General features: G+C 62.3%; 18 protein-coding genes. 4 read left to right on the plus strand and 14 right to left on the minus strand.

The features are described from left to right. Positions 1 to 4: 4 nt before the first annotated feature. The 3 genes from RE418_RS03425 to RE418_RS03435 all read left to right on the plus strand — a co-directional run bounded on the left by RE418_RS03425 (position 5) and on the right by RE418_RS03435 (position 4,128). A complete protein-coding gene (locus RE418_RS03425) occupies positions 5 to 1,513 on the plus strand; it encodes a CoA-acylating methylmalonate-semialdehyde dehydrogenase (RefSeq protein ID WP_089181643.1) in 1,509 nt (502 codons plus the stop codon). Positions 1,514 to 1,639: 126 nt separating this feature from the next. Further along, a complete protein-coding gene (locus tag RE418_RS03430; protein WP_025305170.1) occupies positions 1,640 to 3,016 on the plus strand; it encodes an APC family permease in 1,377 nt (458 codons plus the stop codon). Positions 3,017 to 3,018: 2 nt separating this feature from the next. Next, the gene (locus RE418_RS03435; protein WP_213928205.1) at positions 3,019 to 4,128 is read left to right on the plus strand and encodes a P1 family peptidase; all 1,110 of its coding nucleotides are present in this window, start codon (positions 3,019 to 3,021) and stop codon (positions 4,126 to 4,128) included. Between the two features lie 34 nt (positions 4,129 to 4,162). Here the strand turns inward: RE418_RS03435 and RE418_RS03440 are convergent, their stop codons facing one another. The 10 genes from RE418_RS03440 to RE418_RS03485 form a co-directional block, all read right to left on the minus strand. After that, positions 4,163 to 5,413: a phospholipase D-like domain-containing protein gene (locus RE418_RS03440; RefSeq protein ID WP_089181641.1), complete on the minus strand. Its 1,251-nt coding sequence runs from the start codon at positions 5,411 to 5,413 to the stop codon at positions 4,163 to 4,165. Continuing rightward, positions 5,406 to 6,056, minus strand: coding sequence for a MotA/TolQ/ExbB proton channel family protein (locus tag RE418_RS03445; protein WP_025305167.1), 651 nt, complete (start codon positions 6,054 to 6,056; stop codon positions 5,406 to 5,408). The genes RE418_RS03440 and RE418_RS03445 overlap by 8 nt, the downstream gene beginning before the upstream one ends. 46 nt (positions 6,057 to 6,102) lie before the next feature. Next, positions 6,103 to 8,346, minus strand: coding sequence for a TonB-dependent receptor (locus tag RE418_RS03450; RefSeq protein WP_213928204.1), 2,244 nt, complete (start codon positions 8,344 to 8,346; stop codon positions 6,103 to 6,105). A 39-nt stretch (positions 8,347 to 8,385) separates the two neighbouring features. Then, positions 8,386 to 9,132 (minus strand): energy transducer TonB, encoded by a 747-nt coding sequence (locus RE418_RS03455; RefSeq protein ID WP_033636946.1) that lies wholly within the window; start codon positions 9,130 to 9,132, stop codon positions 8,386 to 8,388. 1 nt (position 9,133) lies between these two features. After that, positions 9,134 to 9,541 carry a biopolymer transporter ExbD gene (locus tag RE418_RS03460; RefSeq protein ID WP_049207797.1) on the minus strand — a complete coding sequence of 136 codons (408 nt, stop codon included), beginning with the start codon at positions 9,539 to 9,541 and terminating at the stop codon, positions 9,134 to 9,136. Positions 9,542 to 9,786: 245 nt separating this feature from the next. Next, positions 9,787 to 10,110, minus strand: a complete 324-nt coding sequence (locus RE418_RS03465) for a DNA-binding transcriptional regulator (protein WP_049207794.1) — start codon at positions 10,108 to 10,110, stop codon at positions 9,787 to 9,789. Then, positions 10,073 to 10,453, minus strand: a complete 381-nt coding sequence (locus tag RE418_RS03470) for a type II toxin-antitoxin system RelE/ParE family toxin (protein ID WP_033641319.1) — start codon at positions 10,451 to 10,453, stop codon at positions 10,073 to 10,075. Before RE418_RS03470 ends, RE418_RS03465 begins: the two co-directional genes overlap by 38 nt. A gap of 254 nt (positions 10,454 to 10,707) precedes the next feature. Further along, positions 10,708 to 11,628, minus strand: a complete 921-nt coding sequence (locus RE418_RS03475) for a L,D-transpeptidase family protein (RefSeq protein ID WP_025305160.1) — start codon at positions 11,626 to 11,628, stop codon at positions 10,708 to 10,710. A gap of 232 nt (positions 11,629 to 11,860) precedes the next feature. Continuing rightward, positions 11,861 to 12,736 carry a helix-turn-helix domain-containing protein gene (locus RE418_RS03480; RefSeq protein ID WP_043136214.1) on the minus strand — a complete coding sequence of 292 codons (876 nt, stop codon included), beginning with the start codon at positions 12,734 to 12,736 and terminating at the stop codon, positions 11,861 to 11,863. 10 nt (positions 12,737 to 12,746) lie between these two features. Then, positions 12,747 to 13,124 carry a hypothetical protein gene (locus RE418_RS03485; protein ID WP_025305158.1) on the minus strand — a complete coding sequence of 126 codons (378 nt, stop codon included), beginning with the start codon at positions 13,122 to 13,124 and terminating at the stop codon, positions 12,747 to 12,749. 121 nt (positions 13,125 to 13,245) lie between these two features. On the opposite strand from RE418_RS03485, the gene RE418_RS03490 reads away from it, so the two are divergent. Continuing rightward, positions 13,246 to 14,067 (plus strand): helix-turn-helix transcriptional regulator, encoded by an 822-nt coding sequence (locus RE418_RS03490; RefSeq protein ID WP_049204574.1) that lies wholly within the window; start codon positions 13,246 to 13,248, stop codon positions 14,065 to 14,067. A 34-nt stretch (positions 14,068 to 14,101) separates the two neighbouring features. Here the strand turns inward: RE418_RS03490 and RE418_RS03495 are convergent, their stop codons facing one another. From RE418_RS03495 to RE418_RS03510, 4 genes are all read right to left on the minus strand, one after another. Continuing rightward, the gene (locus RE418_RS03495) at positions 14,102 to 15,238 is read right to left on the minus strand and encodes a porin (RefSeq protein ID WP_089181638.1); all 1,137 of its coding nucleotides are present in this window, start codon (positions 15,236 to 15,238) and stop codon (positions 14,102 to 14,104) included. Between the two features lie 371 nt (positions 15,239 to 15,609). Continuing rightward, the gene (locus tag RE418_RS03500) at positions 15,610 to 16,380 is read right to left on the minus strand and encodes a 3-hydroxybutyrate dehydrogenase (RefSeq protein ID WP_089181637.1); all 771 of its coding nucleotides are present in this window, start codon (positions 16,378 to 16,380) and stop codon (positions 15,610 to 15,612) included. 12 nt (positions 16,381 to 16,392) lie between these two features. Then, the gene (locus tag RE418_RS03505; RefSeq protein ID WP_197791184.1) at positions 16,393 to 17,787 is read right to left on the minus strand and encodes a GntP family permease; all 1,395 of its coding nucleotides are present in this window, start codon (positions 17,785 to 17,787) and stop codon (positions 16,393 to 16,395) included. A gap of 42 nt (positions 17,788 to 17,829) precedes the next feature. Further along, complete coding sequence (locus tag RE418_RS03510; RefSeq protein ID WP_089181636.1) at positions 17,830 to 18,753, minus strand: 3-hydroxyacyl-CoA dehydrogenase family protein; 924 nt, start codon at positions 18,751 to 18,753, stop codon at positions 17,830 to 17,832. Between the last annotated feature and the right edge of the window lie 6 nt (positions 18,754 to 18,759).

The following is an 18,759-nucleotide window of genomic DNA, read 5'->3' on the forward strand; positions in this document are numbered from 1 at the left end:
AACCATGACCATCACCCATTGGATCAACGGCGAGCCCGCCGCCGGCGGCGAACGCAGCCAGCCGGTTTACGACCCGGCCACCGGCCAATCGGCGCAGGAGGTGCAGTTGGCCGACCGCGCCACGGTGGAGCGCGCCATCGCCGCCGCCGAACAGGCTTATCCCGCCTGGCGCGATACCCCTCCGCTGAAGCGCGCGCGCATCATGATGAAGCTCAAGGATCTGCTGGAGCAACACGCCGACGCCATCTGCCAGTTAATCACCGCCGAGCACGGCAAGGTGCTCAGCGACGCCCTGGGCGAACTGCAGCGCGGCATTGAGAATATCGAATACGCCAGCTATGTGCCGGAACTGCTGAAGGGTGAACACAGCAAAGAGGCAGGCCCGGGCATCGACAGCTGGAGCGAGTTTCAGCCGCTGGGGGTGGTGGCGGGCATCACCCCGTTCAACTTCCCGGCGATGGTGCCGCTGTGGATGTGGCCAATGGCGGTCGCCTGCGGCAACACCTTCGTGCTGAAACCTTCCGAGCGAGTGCCTTCCGCCGCGCTGTATATCGCCCGGCTGGCGGCGGAAGCCGGGCTGCCACCGGGGGTGCTCAACGTGGTCAACGGCGACCGCGAAGCGGTGGAGACGCTGCTGCATGACGGGCGCGTCAAAGCGATCAGCTTCGTCGGTTCGACGCCGGTGGCGGAGCATATCTATCACACCGGCTGCGGCCAGAACAAACGGGTGCAGGCGCTGGGCGGCGCCAAAAACCACGCGGTGGTGCTGCCGGACGCCGATATCCCCGGCGCGGTCGGCGCGCTGATGGGCGCGGCGTTCGGCTCTTGCGGCCAGCGCTGCATGGCCATCCCGCTGGTGGTGGCGGTGGGCGACGACACCGCCGACGCGCTGATCGCCGGGCTGCGGCAACAGATGGCCGCCATGCGCGTCGGCCCCGGCAGCGACAACCGCAACGACATGGGGCCGCTGGTGACCCAGCAGCATTATCAGAAGGTGAAAGGCTATATCGAGCAGGGCGTAGCCGAAGGCGCCGAGCTGCTGGTGGACGGCCGCGAGCTGAGCGTGATCGGCGCCGACGGCCGCCCCAGCCAGGGGTATTTCCTCGGCCCGACGCTGTTCGATCGCGTGACGCCCGGCATGCGCATCTATCAGGAGGAGATCTTCGGCCCGGTGCTCGGCGTGGTGCGCGCGGCCTCGCTGCCGGAGGCGATGGCCTTGATCGACGCCCACGAATACGGCAACGGCACCTGCCTGTTCACCCGCGACGGCGAAGCGGCGCACCACTTTTCCAGCCGTATTCAGGTCGGCATGGTGGGGATCAACGTGGCGCTGCCTGTGCCGGTGGCCTACCACTCGTTCGGCGGCTGGAAGCGCTCGCTGTTTGGCGATCTGCACGCCTACGGCCCGGACGCCGTCAGGTTCTACACCAAACGCAAGACCGTGACCCAGCGCTGGCCGGCCTCCGGCGATGCCCGCCGCGCCAGCTTCAGCTTCCCGTCGGGGCAGGGGTAACACATAAGAACAATAAACTTCCGGGGAGCAACGCTCCCCGGCATTTAGCGCGCTCCATTTGATTCCTGCGTACAGCCTGTGCAGCAAAACAATAACTCACTCACACGTTAATGGAGTCGTTATCCCATGAAAGAGTCCGCCCCTGAACACACCTTCAAAGGCAATCTCAGCGTCCTCGACGTGGTGATGATCACCGCGTCCGGCGTGACGCCGGCCAGTTCGATCTTCGTTATCGCGCCGCTGGCGATCGCCAACGCCGGCAGCGGCGCCTTTCTGTCGTTTCTGATCGCCGCCTGCGTCGCCGCCGCCATCGCGCTGTGCTATGCCGAGCTCGGCGCCGCACACCCCAGCGCCGGCGGTGAATACAGCATCATCAAGCGCCTGTTCGGCACCCTGTGCGGGTTGCAGACCTACCTGTTTATCCTCAGCGCCTCGCTGTTCGTGCCGGCGGTACTGGCCACCGGCGCAGTGCCTTACCTGAACACCGCGCTGGGCACCCAGTTCGACGCCTCGACCGCCGGCATGCTCACCGTGCTGGTCGGTGGTATCTGCGCCATTTTCAACATCAAAGCCAACGCCCTGCTGACCGGCGCCTTCCTGGTGGTGGAAGTGGCGGTGCTGGCGCTGATCGCCTGGCTCGGCTTCAGCCACCCGCATCAAAGTACAGAGATCCTCACCGCGCCGGTGATGCTGGACGCGCAGGGCAGCCTGGCGCCGGTGTCGCTGCCGCTGATCGTCGCCATGGTCGGGGTCGCGCTGTTCTCCTACAACGGCTACGGCGCGGCGGTGTACATGGCGGAAGACATGCGCGAACAGGGCAGGCCGATGGCGATCGCGATCATGCTGACGCTGGTCATCGTGGTGCTGGTGGAACTGGTGCCGTTCACCGCCCTGCTGATCGGCTCGCCGTCGCTGACGGAGATGGCCAAACAGGCCGATCCGGTCGGCTACGTGGTCACCCAGCTCGGCGGCCCGACGCTGGCGCGGGTAGTGAGTGGCGCAATCTATCTGTCGGTGTTCAACGCCATTATCGCCATCGTGGCGCAGTTCAGCCGCATGATGTTCGCCAGCGGACGTGACGGCTTCTGGCTGCCGGCGTTCAACCGAGCGCTGAAAATCATCCACCCGCGCTTCGGCACCCCCTGGATCGCCACCCTGCTGTTCGGCGTGCCGTCGGCGCTGCTGGCGTTTTGCTCCGATCTCGAATCGCTGACCTCGTTCACCGTGATCCTGCTGCTGCTGGTGTACATCATTATGGCGGTGGCGGCGCTGATCAGTCGCCGTCGCCGCCACTTCCACCACCCGTACCTGATGCCGCTGTGGCCGCTGCCGGTGGTGGTGGCGCTGCTGTGCTGCCTGTACGTGCTGTGGACGATTTTGATCGCCAGCAGCCTGAAAGACTTTATTATCATTGCCGGCATCATCGGCTTCGGGTTGGCGCTGAACCATCTGCGCGGCCGCCAGACGGCGCCCCTCGCCGCCCCCTCAATAGAAGGAGAATAACCATGACGCAGCGCGCTCAGGATCTGGGCATCATCATCGGCCAGGGCACGCCCGGCCCGCTGAACGCCATCACCGACGTGCCCGGCGTGCGCGTCGGCCATGCCAGCATTCATGCCGACTTGGCGGACGGGCGCAGCGTGCGCACCGGCGTGACGGTGATCGAACCGCGCCCCGGCTCCGCCCGCCACGCGCCCTGCTTCGCCGGCGTGCACGTGCTGAACGGCAACGGCGACGCCACCGGCCTGGAATGGGTGCGCGAAGCGGGCCTGCTGACCAGCCCGATCGCCTTCACCAACACCCACAGCGTGGGCGTGGTGCGCGATGCGCTGATCGCGCTGGAGCGTGAAGCGCTGCCCGCAGGCGACAACGCGGTGTATTGGAATATGCCGGTGGTGATGGAAACCTTCGATGGCCTGCTCAACGACATCAACGGCTTTCACGTCAAGGCCGAGCACGTGCGCGAGGCGCAGCAGGCGGCCCAGGGCGGCTTGCCGCGGGAAGGCGCGGTCGGCGGCGGCAGCGGCATGATCTGCCATGAATTCAAAGGCGGCAGCGGCACCGCCTCGCGCCGCTTGCCTGCCGATCAAGGCGGCTGGACGGTGGGCGCTATCGTGCAGGCCAACCACGGCAAGCGCGAGTCGCTGCTGGTCGGCGGTTACCCGGTGGGCCGGCATCTGGGGCATCTCCCCTCGCCGTTCACGCCGCAGTTGCCGCATCCCGGCATGGGCTCCATCGTGGTGGCGCTGGCGACCGACGCGCCGCTGCTGCCGCACCAGTGCGCGCGGCTGGCGCAGCGCGCCAGCATCGGCATCGCCCGCACCGGCGGCGGCACCGAGGATTCGAGCGGCGATATCTTTATCGCCTTCGCCACCGGCAACGACGGCCTGCCGCCCGCCGACTACGCCAATAAAGGCGCTTTTACCACACCGCTGCGCATGGTGAACAACGACTACATTTCGGCGCTGTTCGCCGCGGCGGCGGAAGCGGTGGAAGAGGCGATCGTCAATGCGCTGCTGGCGGCCAATACCGTCAGCGGCAACGGCCATCGGGCGGAAGGGTTAAGCGCCGAACAGCTGGTGACGGCGCTGGAGAAGGCCGGCTGGCGGCGATAAACAACGCGGGGCGCGGGTTAACGCGCCCTGACCGTCAGGATTCGCCGCCCGGTTTAGGCGTCGGGTAGTCGTAATCCAGCCGCAACGGTTCGGCGTAGACGCTGTTCCACAGCTGTTGGTATAGCTGGTCCAACCGCCCGCTCATCGCCGCGCTGTGCATCACCAGCTCCAGATTGCGCGAGTTGTCCAGATAGCCGCCGGTCCAGTTGCTGGTGCCCACCCAGGCAATCTCATCGTCGATGGTCATCAGCTTGCTGTGGATCACGCGGGCAAACGGAATGAAGCCGCTGCTGGCCGGCGGAATGGTCACCACCTTGATCTGCACGTTCGGCACCAGCGCCAGGCTCTTCAGCCAGGCGATATCCGGCTTTTTGGTGTTCCAGTTGGCCACCATCAGCTCGATCTGCACGCCGCGCGCCGCCGCGCTGCGCAGCGCGTTGTCGATGACCGCGTAGAAGGGGCGACTGCGCTCCGGGCCAAACGACAGTGGCGCGTAGTCCATCACCTGCACCCGCACCCGCCGTTTGGCGCCGGCCAGCAAGCGCGGCAGCTCGGCCTGCGAGTCAATCACCCCCGCCGGGTTGTAGGCCCGCGGGCTGGCCACCAGATAGTTGCCCTGCGGCTGCGCCGTCGGCGGCGAATCGGGCAATGCCGGCACCGGCTTATCCTGCGCCAGCAGCGCCTGCGCCCGCCAGTCCTGTTCGAAGATCGCCTGGATCTGCCCCACCACTTTAGCATCGCTGATGCGCAGCCCGGTTTCGTGAATATGCTCCAACGCGCGCCAGTCGAAATTCTGGCTGCCGACAAACGCCTGCTCGCCGTCCACCAGCAGATATTTGGCGTGCAGGATGCCGCCGCTCAGCTTCTGGTAAGGAATGATGCGCAGCTCCAGATTGGGGATCGCCTTCAGCTGTTCCAGCGTTTCGGCGGTAGAAATGCGAATGCCCTTCTCTTCCACCAAAAAGCGGATTTTCACCCCGCGCTCACCGGCCGCCTTCAGGTGCTGCAGCACACCGTCCAGCAGCGAACCGTCCTGATTCGCCACGTAAAACTGCCCCAGGTCGATGCGGGTTTTCGCCGCGTCGAACATCTCGCGCCACACCTCGGCGGTGTTGCGCAGGTCGTCGGCCTGCAGCGCGGTTTCCACCGGCGCGGTGTACACCAGCTCATAGCCGGGAATCGCAAAACGCGCCGCAGCGCTCTGGCTCAACATCAACAAACAACCGCTCCACAATGCCGCATAAAGGCGGCCGAGCGGCCGCCGTACTGGATGGCCATTAGGCATAGCGCGGCGCTCCGCTGTCAACCCATTGTTCGCCGCTGCCGTTCTCCGGGCGGCTGGTCGGCTGACCGGCGCGGATCAGCAGCACCTTCAGCAGCTCGTTGATGCGCTCCATGCGGCTCTGCAGGAAGTTGTTGGCCACCAGGCACAGCAGCGCGATGGCGATGCCGAGGCCAGTGGCGTACAGCGCGGTGCCCATCCCGGCCGACACCAGGCTCGGCTCGGACACCCCCGAGGCGGCCAGCGCCTTGAAGGTTTCGATGATCCCCATCACCGTGCCGAGCAACCCCAGCAGCGGCGCGGCGGTGACCACGGTTTCCAGCAGCCACAGGCCGCGCGCCATCGGCGGCTTGCTCAGCAGGTACTGGGCGTCGATCAGATCGCCGATCGTTTCACGATCGCCGGCGCGGTGCTTCTGCGCCAATACCGGCGCGATCACCGCCATCGGCAAGCTGTTGCGCTGGGTCAGCTCGTCCGGTAGATCGGCGGCGCGGCGCACGTCCGGCGTCAGCGCCTGCTCCAGCCGGCGCGCCTGGCGTTGGGTATAGGCGAAGTACAGCGTGCGTTCGATGATGATCACCAGCGCGATCGCCAGCGCGGCGTACATCACGTAGAAAATAATGTCGTGCAACAGATTGGCGTCCATACAGGGCTCCTCTTCCCCGCCGCCGGGCAGGCGGCGGGGTATTCAGTTAAAAGGTGGCTTCCAGCGAGACGCTGAAGGTGCGTTCTTCGCCGACGTTGTAATACGGCGTGCTGGCCTTCACGCCGCCGTACGGCGCCGCGTTGAAGGTGGTGGTGCGCACCGAGGTCAGGTATTCCTTGTCAAACAGGTTGCTGATGCCAAAGCGCAGCGCGGCGCTTTTGACGATTTTCTTGTCCACGGGCAGATGCACCCCCGCCGCCAGATCGAACACCGTGCGGCCGCCGATCTTCTCGTCGTTGGTCAGATCGCCGTAGAACGCACTGGCGTACTTGCCGCTGACGCTGCCGTAATACAGCCCGTCGTCATAACCCAACGTCATGTTCAGCAGGTTTTTCGGCACGTTCGGCACTTCTTTGCCGGAGGTCGGCAGCGGCTGCCCGCCGTTGCTGACGATGTCGCTCTTCTGCTTCGATTGGGTATAGGTATATGAGGTGTAGTAGTTGAAGTTATGCGGCAGTTGGCCGCTCCACTCCAGCTCCAGCCCTTTGTTCTCCACATTGCCGATGTTCATCATCTCGTAATCGCCGGCCGAGTTGGTGGTGGAGATCTGGCGATCGCTGTAGCGCATGTAGAACAGCGTGGCGCTCAGCAGCATGTCCTCTTGCTGGAAACGCCAGCCCAGTTCGTGGTTCCAGCTGAGTTCCGGCTTGGTGCTGAGCGAGTCGCCGACGTTGTACAGCACGTAGTTTGGCGGCGTGCGCATGTTGCGCGTCAGGTTGTAGAACACCTGGTTTTCCTGGTTCACCTTATAGCTGGCGCTGAAGTTCGGCAGGAATTCGTGATAGGTGGCTTTGCGCTTCTCCGGCACGTTGTACAGGCTGCCGCGGTTGTCCCCTTTGCGCTCCACGTACTGATAGGCCAGGCCGCCGACGAAGGTCCAGTCCGGCGTGGCGAACCAGGTGTCCTGCAGCCACACCTTCTGCGCCGGGGTGATGGTGTACTGGTTGCGCCCCTGCACCGTATTGCCGTTGGCGTCCTTCACCTGATCGGATCCGCCCGGTTTGCCCGAGATTTGCGCCGGATTGCCATCATCTTTGATGCTGATGAACGGTTGGGTCTGCAGCTGGCGCGCGCGCTCGTACCAGTAACCGATGTCCAGGCTGTGCTGATCGTTGATGTCCCACTTCAGCTTGGTGGTGATGCCCGGCCGCCAGGTTTGGGTCCACGACGGGCGGTAATAGGTGTTGGACTGCAGGTTGCTGAGGTCATACTGCCCGGCCTTGTCCGACGTGCTGGACAGCACCGAGGCCGTCTGGCCGTTGAAGCTGCCGCCGTTGCCCCAGTAGTAATACGGTTGCAGAGTCAGCGACAGGTTATCGCGCAGCTGCAGCTTCTGGGTGAACGACAGCGTGAAGGTTTCGAACGGGTTGCGTTCAATCTTGTAGTACTTGTTCAACTGCCCTTTGCTGTTGTACTCCGGTGTGGTGACGTAGTCGGTGTCACGGCCGTCGTTTTGGAACTGCGCCTTGCTCAGAGTGTTGTAGTTGGTGTTGTTCTGGCGGTTGTACTTCATCACCAGGTTGCTGCTGTTGCCGTTGCCGTCTTCGTACAGCGAGTTCATCTCGAACTTGTCGGAATACAGTCGCCCCTCGCCGCGCCACTTCTTCGCCTCGGTGTGCGAATAGGAGAGCCAGTTGCTGAAGCCGTTGTACTCGCCGGTCTCCAGGCGGGCAAAGGTTTTGCTCAGGCTGTTGCTGCCCAGCGTTTGCTTGACGAAACCGCCGAAGTCTTTCGCCGGGCGGCGCGTCACCAGGCCGATGTTGCCGCCGCTGGAGCCGATGTGCGGGCCGTCCGCTTCGGAAGACCCTTGGGTGACGAACACCTCCTCCAGGTTTTCCGCATCGCCGAGCAGGTTCGGGTATACCGCGTAGTTGCCGGAGTCGTTGATCGGAATGCCGTCCATCGACAGGCCGATCTGATCCGAGTTCATGCCGCGCATGGTGTAGTCCACGCCGCTCAGGCCGCTGGCGTCGTTGCTGTTGACGTTCAGGCCCGGCGTGTATTTCAGCTTGTCGATGGCGTTGGCCGCCGACGGCATTTTGTCCATCGCCTCTTTGGTGACGGTAGAACGCGCCTTGGCGCTGTCATCCTGCACCATCATGCCGCCGCCGAGCGACTGCCCCTTGACGCTGATGGTGCCGACATCGGTGGCGTCGGCCGCCAGCGCGGCGCCCGGCAGCATCGCCGACATCACCGCCAGATAGATCCCAGAACGATTAAACGATTTCATTGTGTGCATCCCATAAAAATCAAACGATTAACCCTTGCGCTAAGGCGCCTGATAATTGAACGTCGCGGTAAATCTTTTGGTTGTTTGCCCGGCGAACGCCTCGCTCGGGAACGGCTTCACTGAACTGATGCTTTGCAGGCTGCTCATCGCCGCGCGGTTCAGCAGCATGCTGGCGGCTTTGTTGGCGATGCCGGAAGAGAGCACCCGCCCACTGCGATCGACCTCCAGCCACACTTCGACGTTGCCCTGCGGGCGCTCGAGTGAGGCCTGACGCCCGCTTGGGTAGCGCTTGCGCTGTTCCAGCTCGCGGCGCAAGGCCAGCAGATAGCCGTTTTCAATCGCCTGCGCGTTCACCTTCGGCGCCGCGGGGGCGGCCGGTGCGGGCTGCGCCGCCGGTTTGCTGACCAGCGCGCGCGGCGCGGCGGGCGCCGGCGTCGGTTTAGGTTTCTCTACCGGTTTGGCTTTCTCTTTTACCGGCTTGGGCTTTGGCTTCGGCTGCGGTTTCGGCACCGGCTTGGCTTCCACGATCGGTTCCGGCGCCGGCACCACCGGTTCGGGGATCGGCTCCGGCTCGGGCGGCGGCGGTTCGGGCTGAGGTTCCGGCGGCGTTTCCGGTTGAGGTTCAGGCGCCGGTTCAGGCTCCACCAGCGCCAGTTCGATGGCAGTTTCGTCGTAGCGCGGCTGGATCTTCAGCGCCGCCTGCTGGCTGGCGAACAGCAGGCAACCGGCGACAATCAGCGCCGGCAGCCAGCTGAAAAGATGACGTGAGCGATAGAGCAGATACATGTCACAGCTTCCGTGTCGCGATGGAGACGGAGAAGAAACCGCCCTGGCGCAGGTTGTCCATGACCGCCACCAGCCGCTCGACCGCCACGCCCTTGTCGCTGTTGACGATGATGGTGGTGGTCTGGTTGGCCTGCTGCTGTTGCTTGAGCGTAGTGACCAACGCGCCGAGCGCGATCGGCTGGCCATCCAGCTGCAGCTGTTCGTCGGCCCCCAGCGTGATAATCGCTTTCTTCTGCGGTTTCAGCTGCTGCGCACTGCCGGCGGACGGCAGCTGCGTTTTCAGCCCGAGCGCCGGAATGACGTTCAGGCTGATCAAGACGAAAAACACCAATAAAAACATCATCACGTCGATCATCGGGATCAGTTCGATGTGCGCTTTGTTCTTTTTCGGTTCGTTCCAGTTACGCATGACACTCCCTCACAAAAGCGAAGCAGCCAATATAGGAGGGGTTTGTTTACCTTTTGTTACGCTTGTGTGATCTTATTTTCACAGCGTGGTTTTTTTTGCGAGAATTTTTTCAATGGCAGGCGATAAGGGAGAAGATATAACTTATTAATTAGCGATAGTTTTTATTGGAATAATTGCGATTCGGGCATTTCAGAGAGCCAAAGCCAGAGAGGATAATGTGAGAATAGTGACAGCCCAAACGGTCACTACAACAAGACCTCAAGCCCGTGCTTGCGTACGATCGAAAGCAGCTTAAGCGACACGCCGCCCGGCCGCTTCACCCCCGTCTCCCATTTCTGTATGGTCGACACGCTGGTATTCAGATAACGGGCAAAAACCGGTTGGCTTAAACATAGCTGCTCACGCAAGGCTTTGATCTCTTGGGGCTGTAACATCTCGACCGGAGCAAGGCAAGACTCGTCGAAACTGCGTAGGGTTTCCAGAGAAATGGCGCCAGTACGATGCAATCCTTCAGCCGCGCTGTGAATCGCCTCAAAGGCCGGACTCCGAAACGTTTTTTCCTTCTTCATGGCAAATCTCCATCCATTCGTTCTTTACGACCAAGGATTGGAGCATTTCGTCGCTCAACGCGCCAAAATGCACCGCCAACTTGCGAAAAGCTTGCAATTCCGCCCCAGAGATATTGGCCTGGACCTGCTTGGCAAACAAAAAAACATACACCCAATGCCGACCGTTTTTCGCTAATACCAACGCACGGTCCCGATTGTGATTAAGACGTTTTTTAAATACACCACCGCCTAAATCCACAGCCAAACCCCGTTGTACATCGTGTACCGCCCGACATAATGCCTTATCGGTAATGCCGTGCGCCTGAGCCTTCTTGCTAAACCAACGAGTTTTAAATGTACGCATTGCAATGACTTCCCCATGAAACATAGCACTGAGTGAAACACTTTTCCAGAGCATTCCTTCTCGCCAGCATCACCTCAAACGTCGATGATGGCCACCATGGGAAACCCGATTTGCATGATGGCGCGCATCATGACTTCTTTCTGTGCAATGCTGAGGGCATCATTGCGAACGCACACGCAACAACATGTTTTACAAGCATAAAAAAAGACGCCCGCAGGCGTCTTCTTGGCATTTTCACTGAGGCCGGAAGGCTTTCAGTTCACTTTCACCGGCATACCGGAACGGGCCTTGATCGCCGCGTCCACTTCGCTCTGGTTAACACCGGCGTCCATCAGCACTTTGCCGACTGGCGCGGAAATGGTCAGCGGCACCGGATCTTTCGATTGCAGCTGCTCTTCGTTGGCCGACAGCGGGTTGTGCACTTCCACATAGCGCGAGCCGTCCGGTTCGACGGTGGCTTTCATCGGTTCATTGATGAACTGCACGCGGGTGCCGACCGGCACGTTTTCGAACAGGTACTTGATGTCGTCGGCGCGCAGACGCACGCAGCCGTGGCTCACGCGCAGGCCGATGCCGAAGTTGGCGTTGGTGCCGTGGATGGCATACAGGCGGCCAACATACAGCGCATACAGCCCCATCGGGTTGTCCGGGCCGGCCGGGAACACCGCAGGCAGGATTTCGCCGTCAGCCGCGTATTCGGCGCGCATTTTGGCGGTCGGTGTCCAGGTCGGGCCGTCTTTCTTGCGCTGCACGGTGGTGGTCCAGTTCAGCGGGGTGTCTTTACCCAACTGGCCGATACCGATCGGCAGCACCACCACGGTGTTGGAACCTTTCGGGTAGTAGTACAGACGCATCTCTGCGCTGTTGATGATGATGCCTTCACGCGGCGCGTCCGGCAGGATCAGCTGTTGCGGGATGGTCAGGGTGCTGCCGGCCTTCGGCAGGAACGGATCCACGCCCGGGTTGGCCTCCAGCATGTTGCTCAGCCCCATCTGATACTGGGCGGCGAAGCTCTCCAGCGGCAGTTTGCTGTCTTCCGGTACGGTGATTTGGATATTCTCGCCCACCAAACGGCTGTCTTTTGGCGGCAACGGGTAAACGACGGCGAAGGCAGCCTGGCTGAAAGCAACCAGTGCCGTAAACAGGGTTAATAACGCGCGAATGCTCATTTTCATCTTCGTGTTGGTCAAGGCCACTGGCGATTAGGGATATCGGTTTCTACGGCCACTTTACCCCGTTGAATTTCAGCCGACAGCCAACGGCGCTGCGGCCTGAAAAGCCAGGGGGGTTTGACCGGATGCGCATTATATGTGCACATCAATCAAAGTGTGAACCATTACCGATGTAATATCGCAATTTTTTGTAACCTGACGCGCCACGAAGGCGATTTTTTGCGAGAACCGCCGCCTAACTGGCGGCGGCCAACGCTTCCCCCCGCCGAATGGGGATCAGATATTCACAGCGGATCGCCGCGCCGCCGAGCGGGCAACAGCCCTCCTGCGCCGGGTAGAAACGCTCGATATCCTGCCCCGGCCGGCGGATGGCGTTCATCTGCGGCATGGCAGTGTCATACAATCGGACAATAAAGTTTTGTAACCCTTCCGCCTGCCCCTGATAGGTGAAACGGGCATACTCTCCCTGTTCGATAGTCACCCGCTCCCCCATCGCCCCTTCGTCCGGCAAAGCGGCGGTATACGCCATACGCGGGCAGCCCCGGCGTTGCCTGTCGACCTCCAGGCTGGTAAGGCCGTACACCACCTCCGGCAGCGCCTGCGGCCGCAGCAGTTGCCGCCAGGCATGGCGGCGCAGCTCGCACTTGGAGTCCGCCAACTGCCCCAGCGTGAAGCTGCGGCGCTGGGTGTTGCCCACCAGCTGCATGGCGGGCAGCGTCACGATGTCGGCCTGCGGCAACGGCGCTTCGGTCAGCCGCAGCGGCGGCTGCAGGCCATAGCTCGACCAATCCTGGCTGCGGCGATAGCTGGCCGGCGGCAAACCGAATTGCTTGCGGAAGCAGCGGGTGAAGGTCTGCTGTGAATCGAACTGGTAAGTATCGGCGATGCAGGCCACGCTGGTGCCGGTCAGGCGCAGTTCGCGCGCGGCGGCGGTCAGCCTTCTGCGGCGCGCGTAAGTGCCGAGAATATGGCCGGTATGCTGCTTGAATATCCGCTGCAAATGCCACTTGGAGTAGCCGGACTTGGCGGCAATGTCGTCCAGCGTCAGCGGCTGATCCAGGCTCTGCTCGATCCAGGCCAGCAGCTGTTCAATCACCTGTTGCTGGTGCATGGTATTCCCCTTATTTGCTCAGTAATGTCTGCGCCAGCATCCGGCCTGTGGCTTCATCGGTGGCCACCAGTATCGGATAACCCCAGAATTTGGCGCCGTATTCGGCGAATTCTTCCGCCGCCGCGCGTTTGGCGTCGTCCGGCTCCAGCATGATCATGCCTTTCACCCACTGCTTCAGCGCCTCGCGGTTATCGCGTTTCCACAGCGCCACCTGGGTGCGGGCATCGCGATCGTGCTCTTCACCTTCATCGCCGACGCTGCGGTCGGTCATCAAGACAAAGGGTTCGGCGCGCGCCAACAGCGTGCTGAATTCAGCCAGCTCGGCCTGGGTATCGCGCCCGTTTCGGCGCATCCACACCAGCGGAAAAGTGGCGGTATCGAGTGACATAATCAGTTTCCTCGCGAAAGGGTTTTAGGACTGGCGCTTACTTTATCGGCACCGACGCTAGACCACATTGCGCAATCAGGACATAATACTTTTCAATTCCGCCAAATTGAGAATTATTCTCATGAAAGTACAGATCCCTCGCCGCAATCTCGATATCGATCAGGTGCCGCGCCCGCTGTTCGCCGTACAGAGTTCCACTATCGAACAGGACTGGGAAGTCGAGCCGCACCGTCATCAAAAGGCGCAGCTGATCTATACCGTGCGCGGCATGATCCGCTGCGAAGTGGAAAACGGCCTGTGGCTGGTGCCACCGCAGTGCGCGCTGTGGATGCCGGGCAACGTGTTGCACAACGCCCAAGGCGCCGGCTCAACGGAAGCTTACTGCCTGTTCGTCGATCAACACGTCGTCGCAGGCTTGCCGCAAAGCTGCTGCACGCTGTCGGTCTCGCCGCTGCTGCGCGAACTGCTGCTGCAGGCCACCACCTTCGAGCCGCTCTACGACGAACAGGGCGCCGAAGGGCGCCTGACGGCGGTACTGCTGGATCAGCTGGTGGCCGCGCCGATCGAGAATCTGCACCTGCCAGTATCAGACGACGCGCGCATCCGGCAGTTGACCGAAGGCATGCTGAGCTGCCCGGCGGACAAATCCACCCTCGGGCAGTGGGCGCAGCGCATCGGCATGAGCGAGCGCTCCCTCAGCCGCACCTTGCAACAGCAGATGGGCATGAGCTTCGGCCACTGGCGGCGCCAGCTGCACGTGATGCTGGCGCTGCAGCGCTTGACGCAGGGCGAGAGCGTACAGACGGTAGCGTTGGATCTGGGCTATGAAAGCGCCAGCGGCTTCGTCACCATGTTCAGAAAGGCGGTGGGCAAACCGCCGGCGCGTTATCTGGCGGAGCGCAACGCCTCCGGGCAGCCCCTGGGCGGCGCGATCAGCATGTGAACGGCCGGCGTATGCCGGCCTGGCAAGAGGCGGATCAGAAGTCGTAGAACACCGTAATCCAGGTGGAGTCCGGCTCGTTGTCGCTGCTGTTGGCCAGCGTGCGCTCCACATACACCGACAGACCGTAACCAATGGTGGTGCCCGCGCCAAGGTAAACGTGGTTGGCGTGATACGCCTCGTCACCCTTCAGCCGCAGCGAGTCCGCCGCCACGTAAGGCTGGATCGATTTGAGGAACGGCTTGTCGATATTGAAGGTGTAACCAACAAAACCTTCCAGCCCGTAGCCGTCACCGGCGAAGAAGTGCGACAGCGTGCGCTGGCGGGTGCTCGGCACATAGTCTTTGTAATAGCTGGCGGTGCCGACGATGTACCAGTTGTTCGGCTGCCAGGTCAACGCGGTGCCGGACAGCTGCTGGTGATAATCCTTTTCGCTGTACAGATTGTCTTTGATCTTCGCATCGGTATAACTGTAGGCCGCGCTGAAGGTGAAGTCTTTCGTCACCTTGTAATCGAAGCCCAACCCACCTCCGCCCTTGCGGCGGTAAATCAGGTTATCCGCAGTGTGCAGATCGTCTTCCGGCAATAAATAGTTGGCATACAGCGTCACCGGCCCGAAATCATTGGTGTACTTGATGCTGTTTTTCGGTTTATTGCCGCCGTCGTAGTCGCCGGAAATACCGATACCGGTGCCGCCCGCATGGCCATCGTTATCCCAGACGTCGCTTTTGATGCCGACCACCGAATAATAGATGCCGTATTGATGGCCGTAGGTGAGGGTGCCGTAACGATCGTCCTTGAAACCGGCGTACAGCTGGCGCTGATAGTCGCGCTTGCCGTCTTCGTTATAGTGCCCGTCCCAGCTGAGCGCGTGCGCAAGATCCACGCCCCACTCGTAATAGCCGATGATCGAGGTGTCCTGCGTCAGCGCATAGTCGCCGCTGAAGCGAAAACGCGTGCCGCCGTCGTGGCCGTTTTTGTTATAGCCCGGCTCCGGGCCGTTATTGAAGATCCACTCGGGGCGAATGCTGCCGCCCACCTTTAAACTGAGCGGCGCCAGCAACACATTGCTCTGCGGGTTTTTATCCAGAATGGTGATCTCGGCCTGTGCGCCGGCGGATAACGCCGACAGCAAGACACCGCCAATGAATATTGGCGTTGTATTTTTTCTCATTATTACCCCTGCCCGAAAAAATTATTGTTATAAACACGGTGGTCTTAAGCCACGCGGAAATAATTACCCGATGTAAACAGCGCACGCAAGATATAAAAATTCACGTCATAATCTGCCATTATTCCAGGTTGGTTTTATTTTCAGCATAAACGTGTTCATCTGTAACGCGAAGAAAAACAATGTAATAACTGCAGCACGAAATAAACCAATCCGCATCTTTTATCCAAAATAACCCGGCGTGATTATCCGGGAATAAAGATAGCAAATAACAAATAAATATTATTGCCGCAGGTAAACCGTCACGCAGGGGAATTAACTAAAGGCGGGAAATAACGACGGAGCGCGTTGCGCGCTCCGGGAGAGAGAATTCACTACTGCGCCAGCCAGCCGCCGTCCATGTTCCAGGCGGCGCCGCGCACCTGCGCCGCCGCGTCGCTGCACAGGAACAGCGCCAGCTCGCCGAGCTGCTCAGGCGTGACGAACGCTTGCGAAGGCTGCTTCTCCGCCAACAGCTCATCGCATGCCTGCTGCGGATCGGTCCCGGCGGCAATGCGTTTGTCGATCTGCTGCTGCACCAGCGGCGTCAACACCCAGCCGGGGCAGATGGCGTTGCAGGTGACGGGCGTGCGCGCGGTCTCCAGCGCCAGCGTCTTGGTCAGCCCCACCACGCCGTGCTTGGCCGCCACATAGGCCGACTTGTCTTTCGACGCCACCAGCCCGTGCACCGACGCCACGTTGATGATGCGCCCCCAGTTGCGCTCGCGCATCCCCGGCAGCGCCAATCGGCAGGTATGGAACACCGCCGACAGGTTGATGGCGAGAATGGCGTTCCATTTCTCCACCGGGAACTGATCCAGCGGCGCCACGTGCTGAATGCCGGCGTTGTTCACCAGAATATCCACGCCGCCGAACTCGCGTTCGGCATAGTGCATCATGTCCGCTATCTGGGCCGCATCGCCGAGATCGGCGCCGTGATACCCCGGCGCGGCGCCCAGCTGCGCGACCTGCATTTGCGCCTGCTCCACGTCGCCGAAGCCGTTGAGGATCACGCGCGCGCCGGCGGCGGCCAGCACGGATGCTATCCCGAGGCCGATGCCGCTGGTCGAGCCGGTCACCAGCGCGGTTTTGCCTTGTACACTCATGGTATCGCTCCTTTAAACAATGCCGGTCAGGTAGAACACGCCGATCACGAACAGCACCGCGGCGCTCTTGATCAGGGTGATGGCGAAGATGCCGCCATAGGCCTGCCGGTGGCTAAGGCCGGTGATCGCCAGCAGGGTGATCACCGCGCCGTTGTGCGGCAAGGTGTCCATGCCGCCGCTGGCCATCGAGGCCACCCGGTGCAGCACCTCCAGCGGAATGTGTGCCGCATGGGCGGCGGCGATAAAGCTGTCGGACATCGCCGCCAGCGCGATGCTCATGCCGCCGGAGGCCGAACCGGTGATGCCGGCCAGCAGGGTGACGCTGATCGCTTCGTTCAGCAGCGGGTTGGGGATTGCCGACAGCGCCTGCGACAGCACCAAAAAGCCCGGCAGCGCGGCGATCACCGCGCCGAAGCCGTATTCGGAGGCGGTGTTCATCGCCGCCAGAATTGCGCCGCCGACCGCCGTCTTGCTGCCTTCCGCCAGCCGGCCGCGAATATTGCGAAAGCCGAACACCACCACCAGCAGAATACCCGACACCAGCGCCGCTTCCACCGCCCAGATGGCGGTGATCTTCGCCACATCGGTGGTGATCGGCTTGGCCAGCCCCGGCAGCGTCAGGTCGTGGCTGGCGCCGTACCACTGCGGGATCCAATGGGTGAAGCCAAGGTTGAATACCCCGACCAAAATCAACGGCAGGATGGCGATCAGCGGGTTCGGCAGGTTGATGTCGTCCGGGGTTTCCGGCTCGTTCAGCAGATCGGTACCGTAACCCTCCCCCTTCAGCTGCGCCTTGCGCCGCTGGCGTTCAAGATACAGCAGACCGACCGCGATGATGAACAGCGAGCCGATCAGCCCCAGCCAGGGCGCAGCCCAGGCATTGGTGCCGAAGAAACTGGTCGGGATGATGTTTTGGATCTGCGGCGTGCCGGGCAAGGCGTCCATGGTGAAGGAGAAGGCGCCGAGCGCTACGGTGGCCGGGATCAGCCGCTTGGGGATGCCGCTCTGGCGGAACAGCTCGGCGGCGAACGGATAGACCGCGAACGCCACCACGAACAGCGACACCCCGCCGTAGGTCAACAGCGCGCACACCAGCACGATCACCGGAATGGCGTGGCGTCGGCCGAGAATACGGATCGCCGCCGCGACGATCGAACGGGAGAAGCCGGACAGCTCGATCAGCTTGCCGAATACCGCCCCCAGCAGGAACACCGGGAAGTAGAGCTTCACGAAGCCGACCATCTTCTCCATAAACAGCCCGGTGAAGGTCGGCGCCACCGCGCCGGGATCGGTCAACAGCACCGCGCCCAGCGCGGCGATCGGGGCGAACAAAATCACGCTGTAGCCGCGGTAGGCGGCCAGCATCAGTAATCCCAGTGCTGCCAGGGCAATCAAAACGCTCATCAGGCACCTCGCTATCGTTGTTATTGTCAGGTACGGCGTGCGAAATTACGGTTTCAGCGCAAAGCGCAGCTGATGCGCCCGTCGCCGTTGAATGCGTTCCCTGCGCGCTTCATCCCAAAGATAAAATCCCCGGCCGCTGCGCTGGCCGGTATCGCCGCGCCGCAGCCGCTGTTCCACCAGCGCCATCATCTCGTCGCCGGTCGCCAGTTCCGGGAACAGGTGGCGGGCGATGTCCGCCACCGTCGCCAGCCCGGTCATGTCGGCGGCCTCCAGCGGGCCGACCATGGCGTAGCGCCGCCCCAGCGAGGCGCGCATCACCTGATCCACCACCTCGGCGCTGGCGATGCCGCTGTGGACGATGTGCAGCGCCTCGCGCAGCACCGCAAACTGCAGCCGGTTGCCGACAAACCCCGGCGCGGCGCGTTCCAGCAGCACCGCCTCCAGCGCCATCCCGCCGAGCAGCGCCTGCACCGCCGCCAGATGGCGCGGATCGGTGGCGCGGCCGGGCACGATCTCCACCAGCGGGATCAGGTGCGGCGGGTGCCAGAAGTGGGCGATCAGCAGCCGCTGCGGATGGGTCATGCGCGCCGCCAGCTCGTCCGGCGGCAGGCCGCTGGTGTTGCTGGCAATCACCGCGTCGTCGGCGATCAGCCCCTCCAGTTGCTCATACAGCGCGTGCTTCAGCTCGAGCCGTTCCGGGATCGCCTCGATAAGCAGCCGGGCGCGCGCCACGCCATTCAGATCGCCGGTCACGCGCAGGCGCGCCAGCGCCGCGTCGCGCTCACCGCGATCAAACTGCCCGACGTCGCTCAGCTCGGCCAGAATGCCGCTCGCTACCGCCGGCGCTTCCGCCAGGCGCTGCGGATCCGGGTCATACAGCAACACCTCATGGCCGTGGCGAATAAAGTGGGTGGCGATACCCACCCCCATCAGCCCGGCGCCCAGTACCGCATAGTCAGATGACTGCATGGTGCC

The sequence above is a fragment of the Serratia sp. szju genome (assembly GCF_044594185.1).
In the GTDB taxonomy this organism is placed as follows: domain Bacteria; phylum Pseudomonadota; class Gammaproteobacteria; order Enterobacterales; family Enterobacteriaceae; genus Serratia; species Serratia bockelmannii.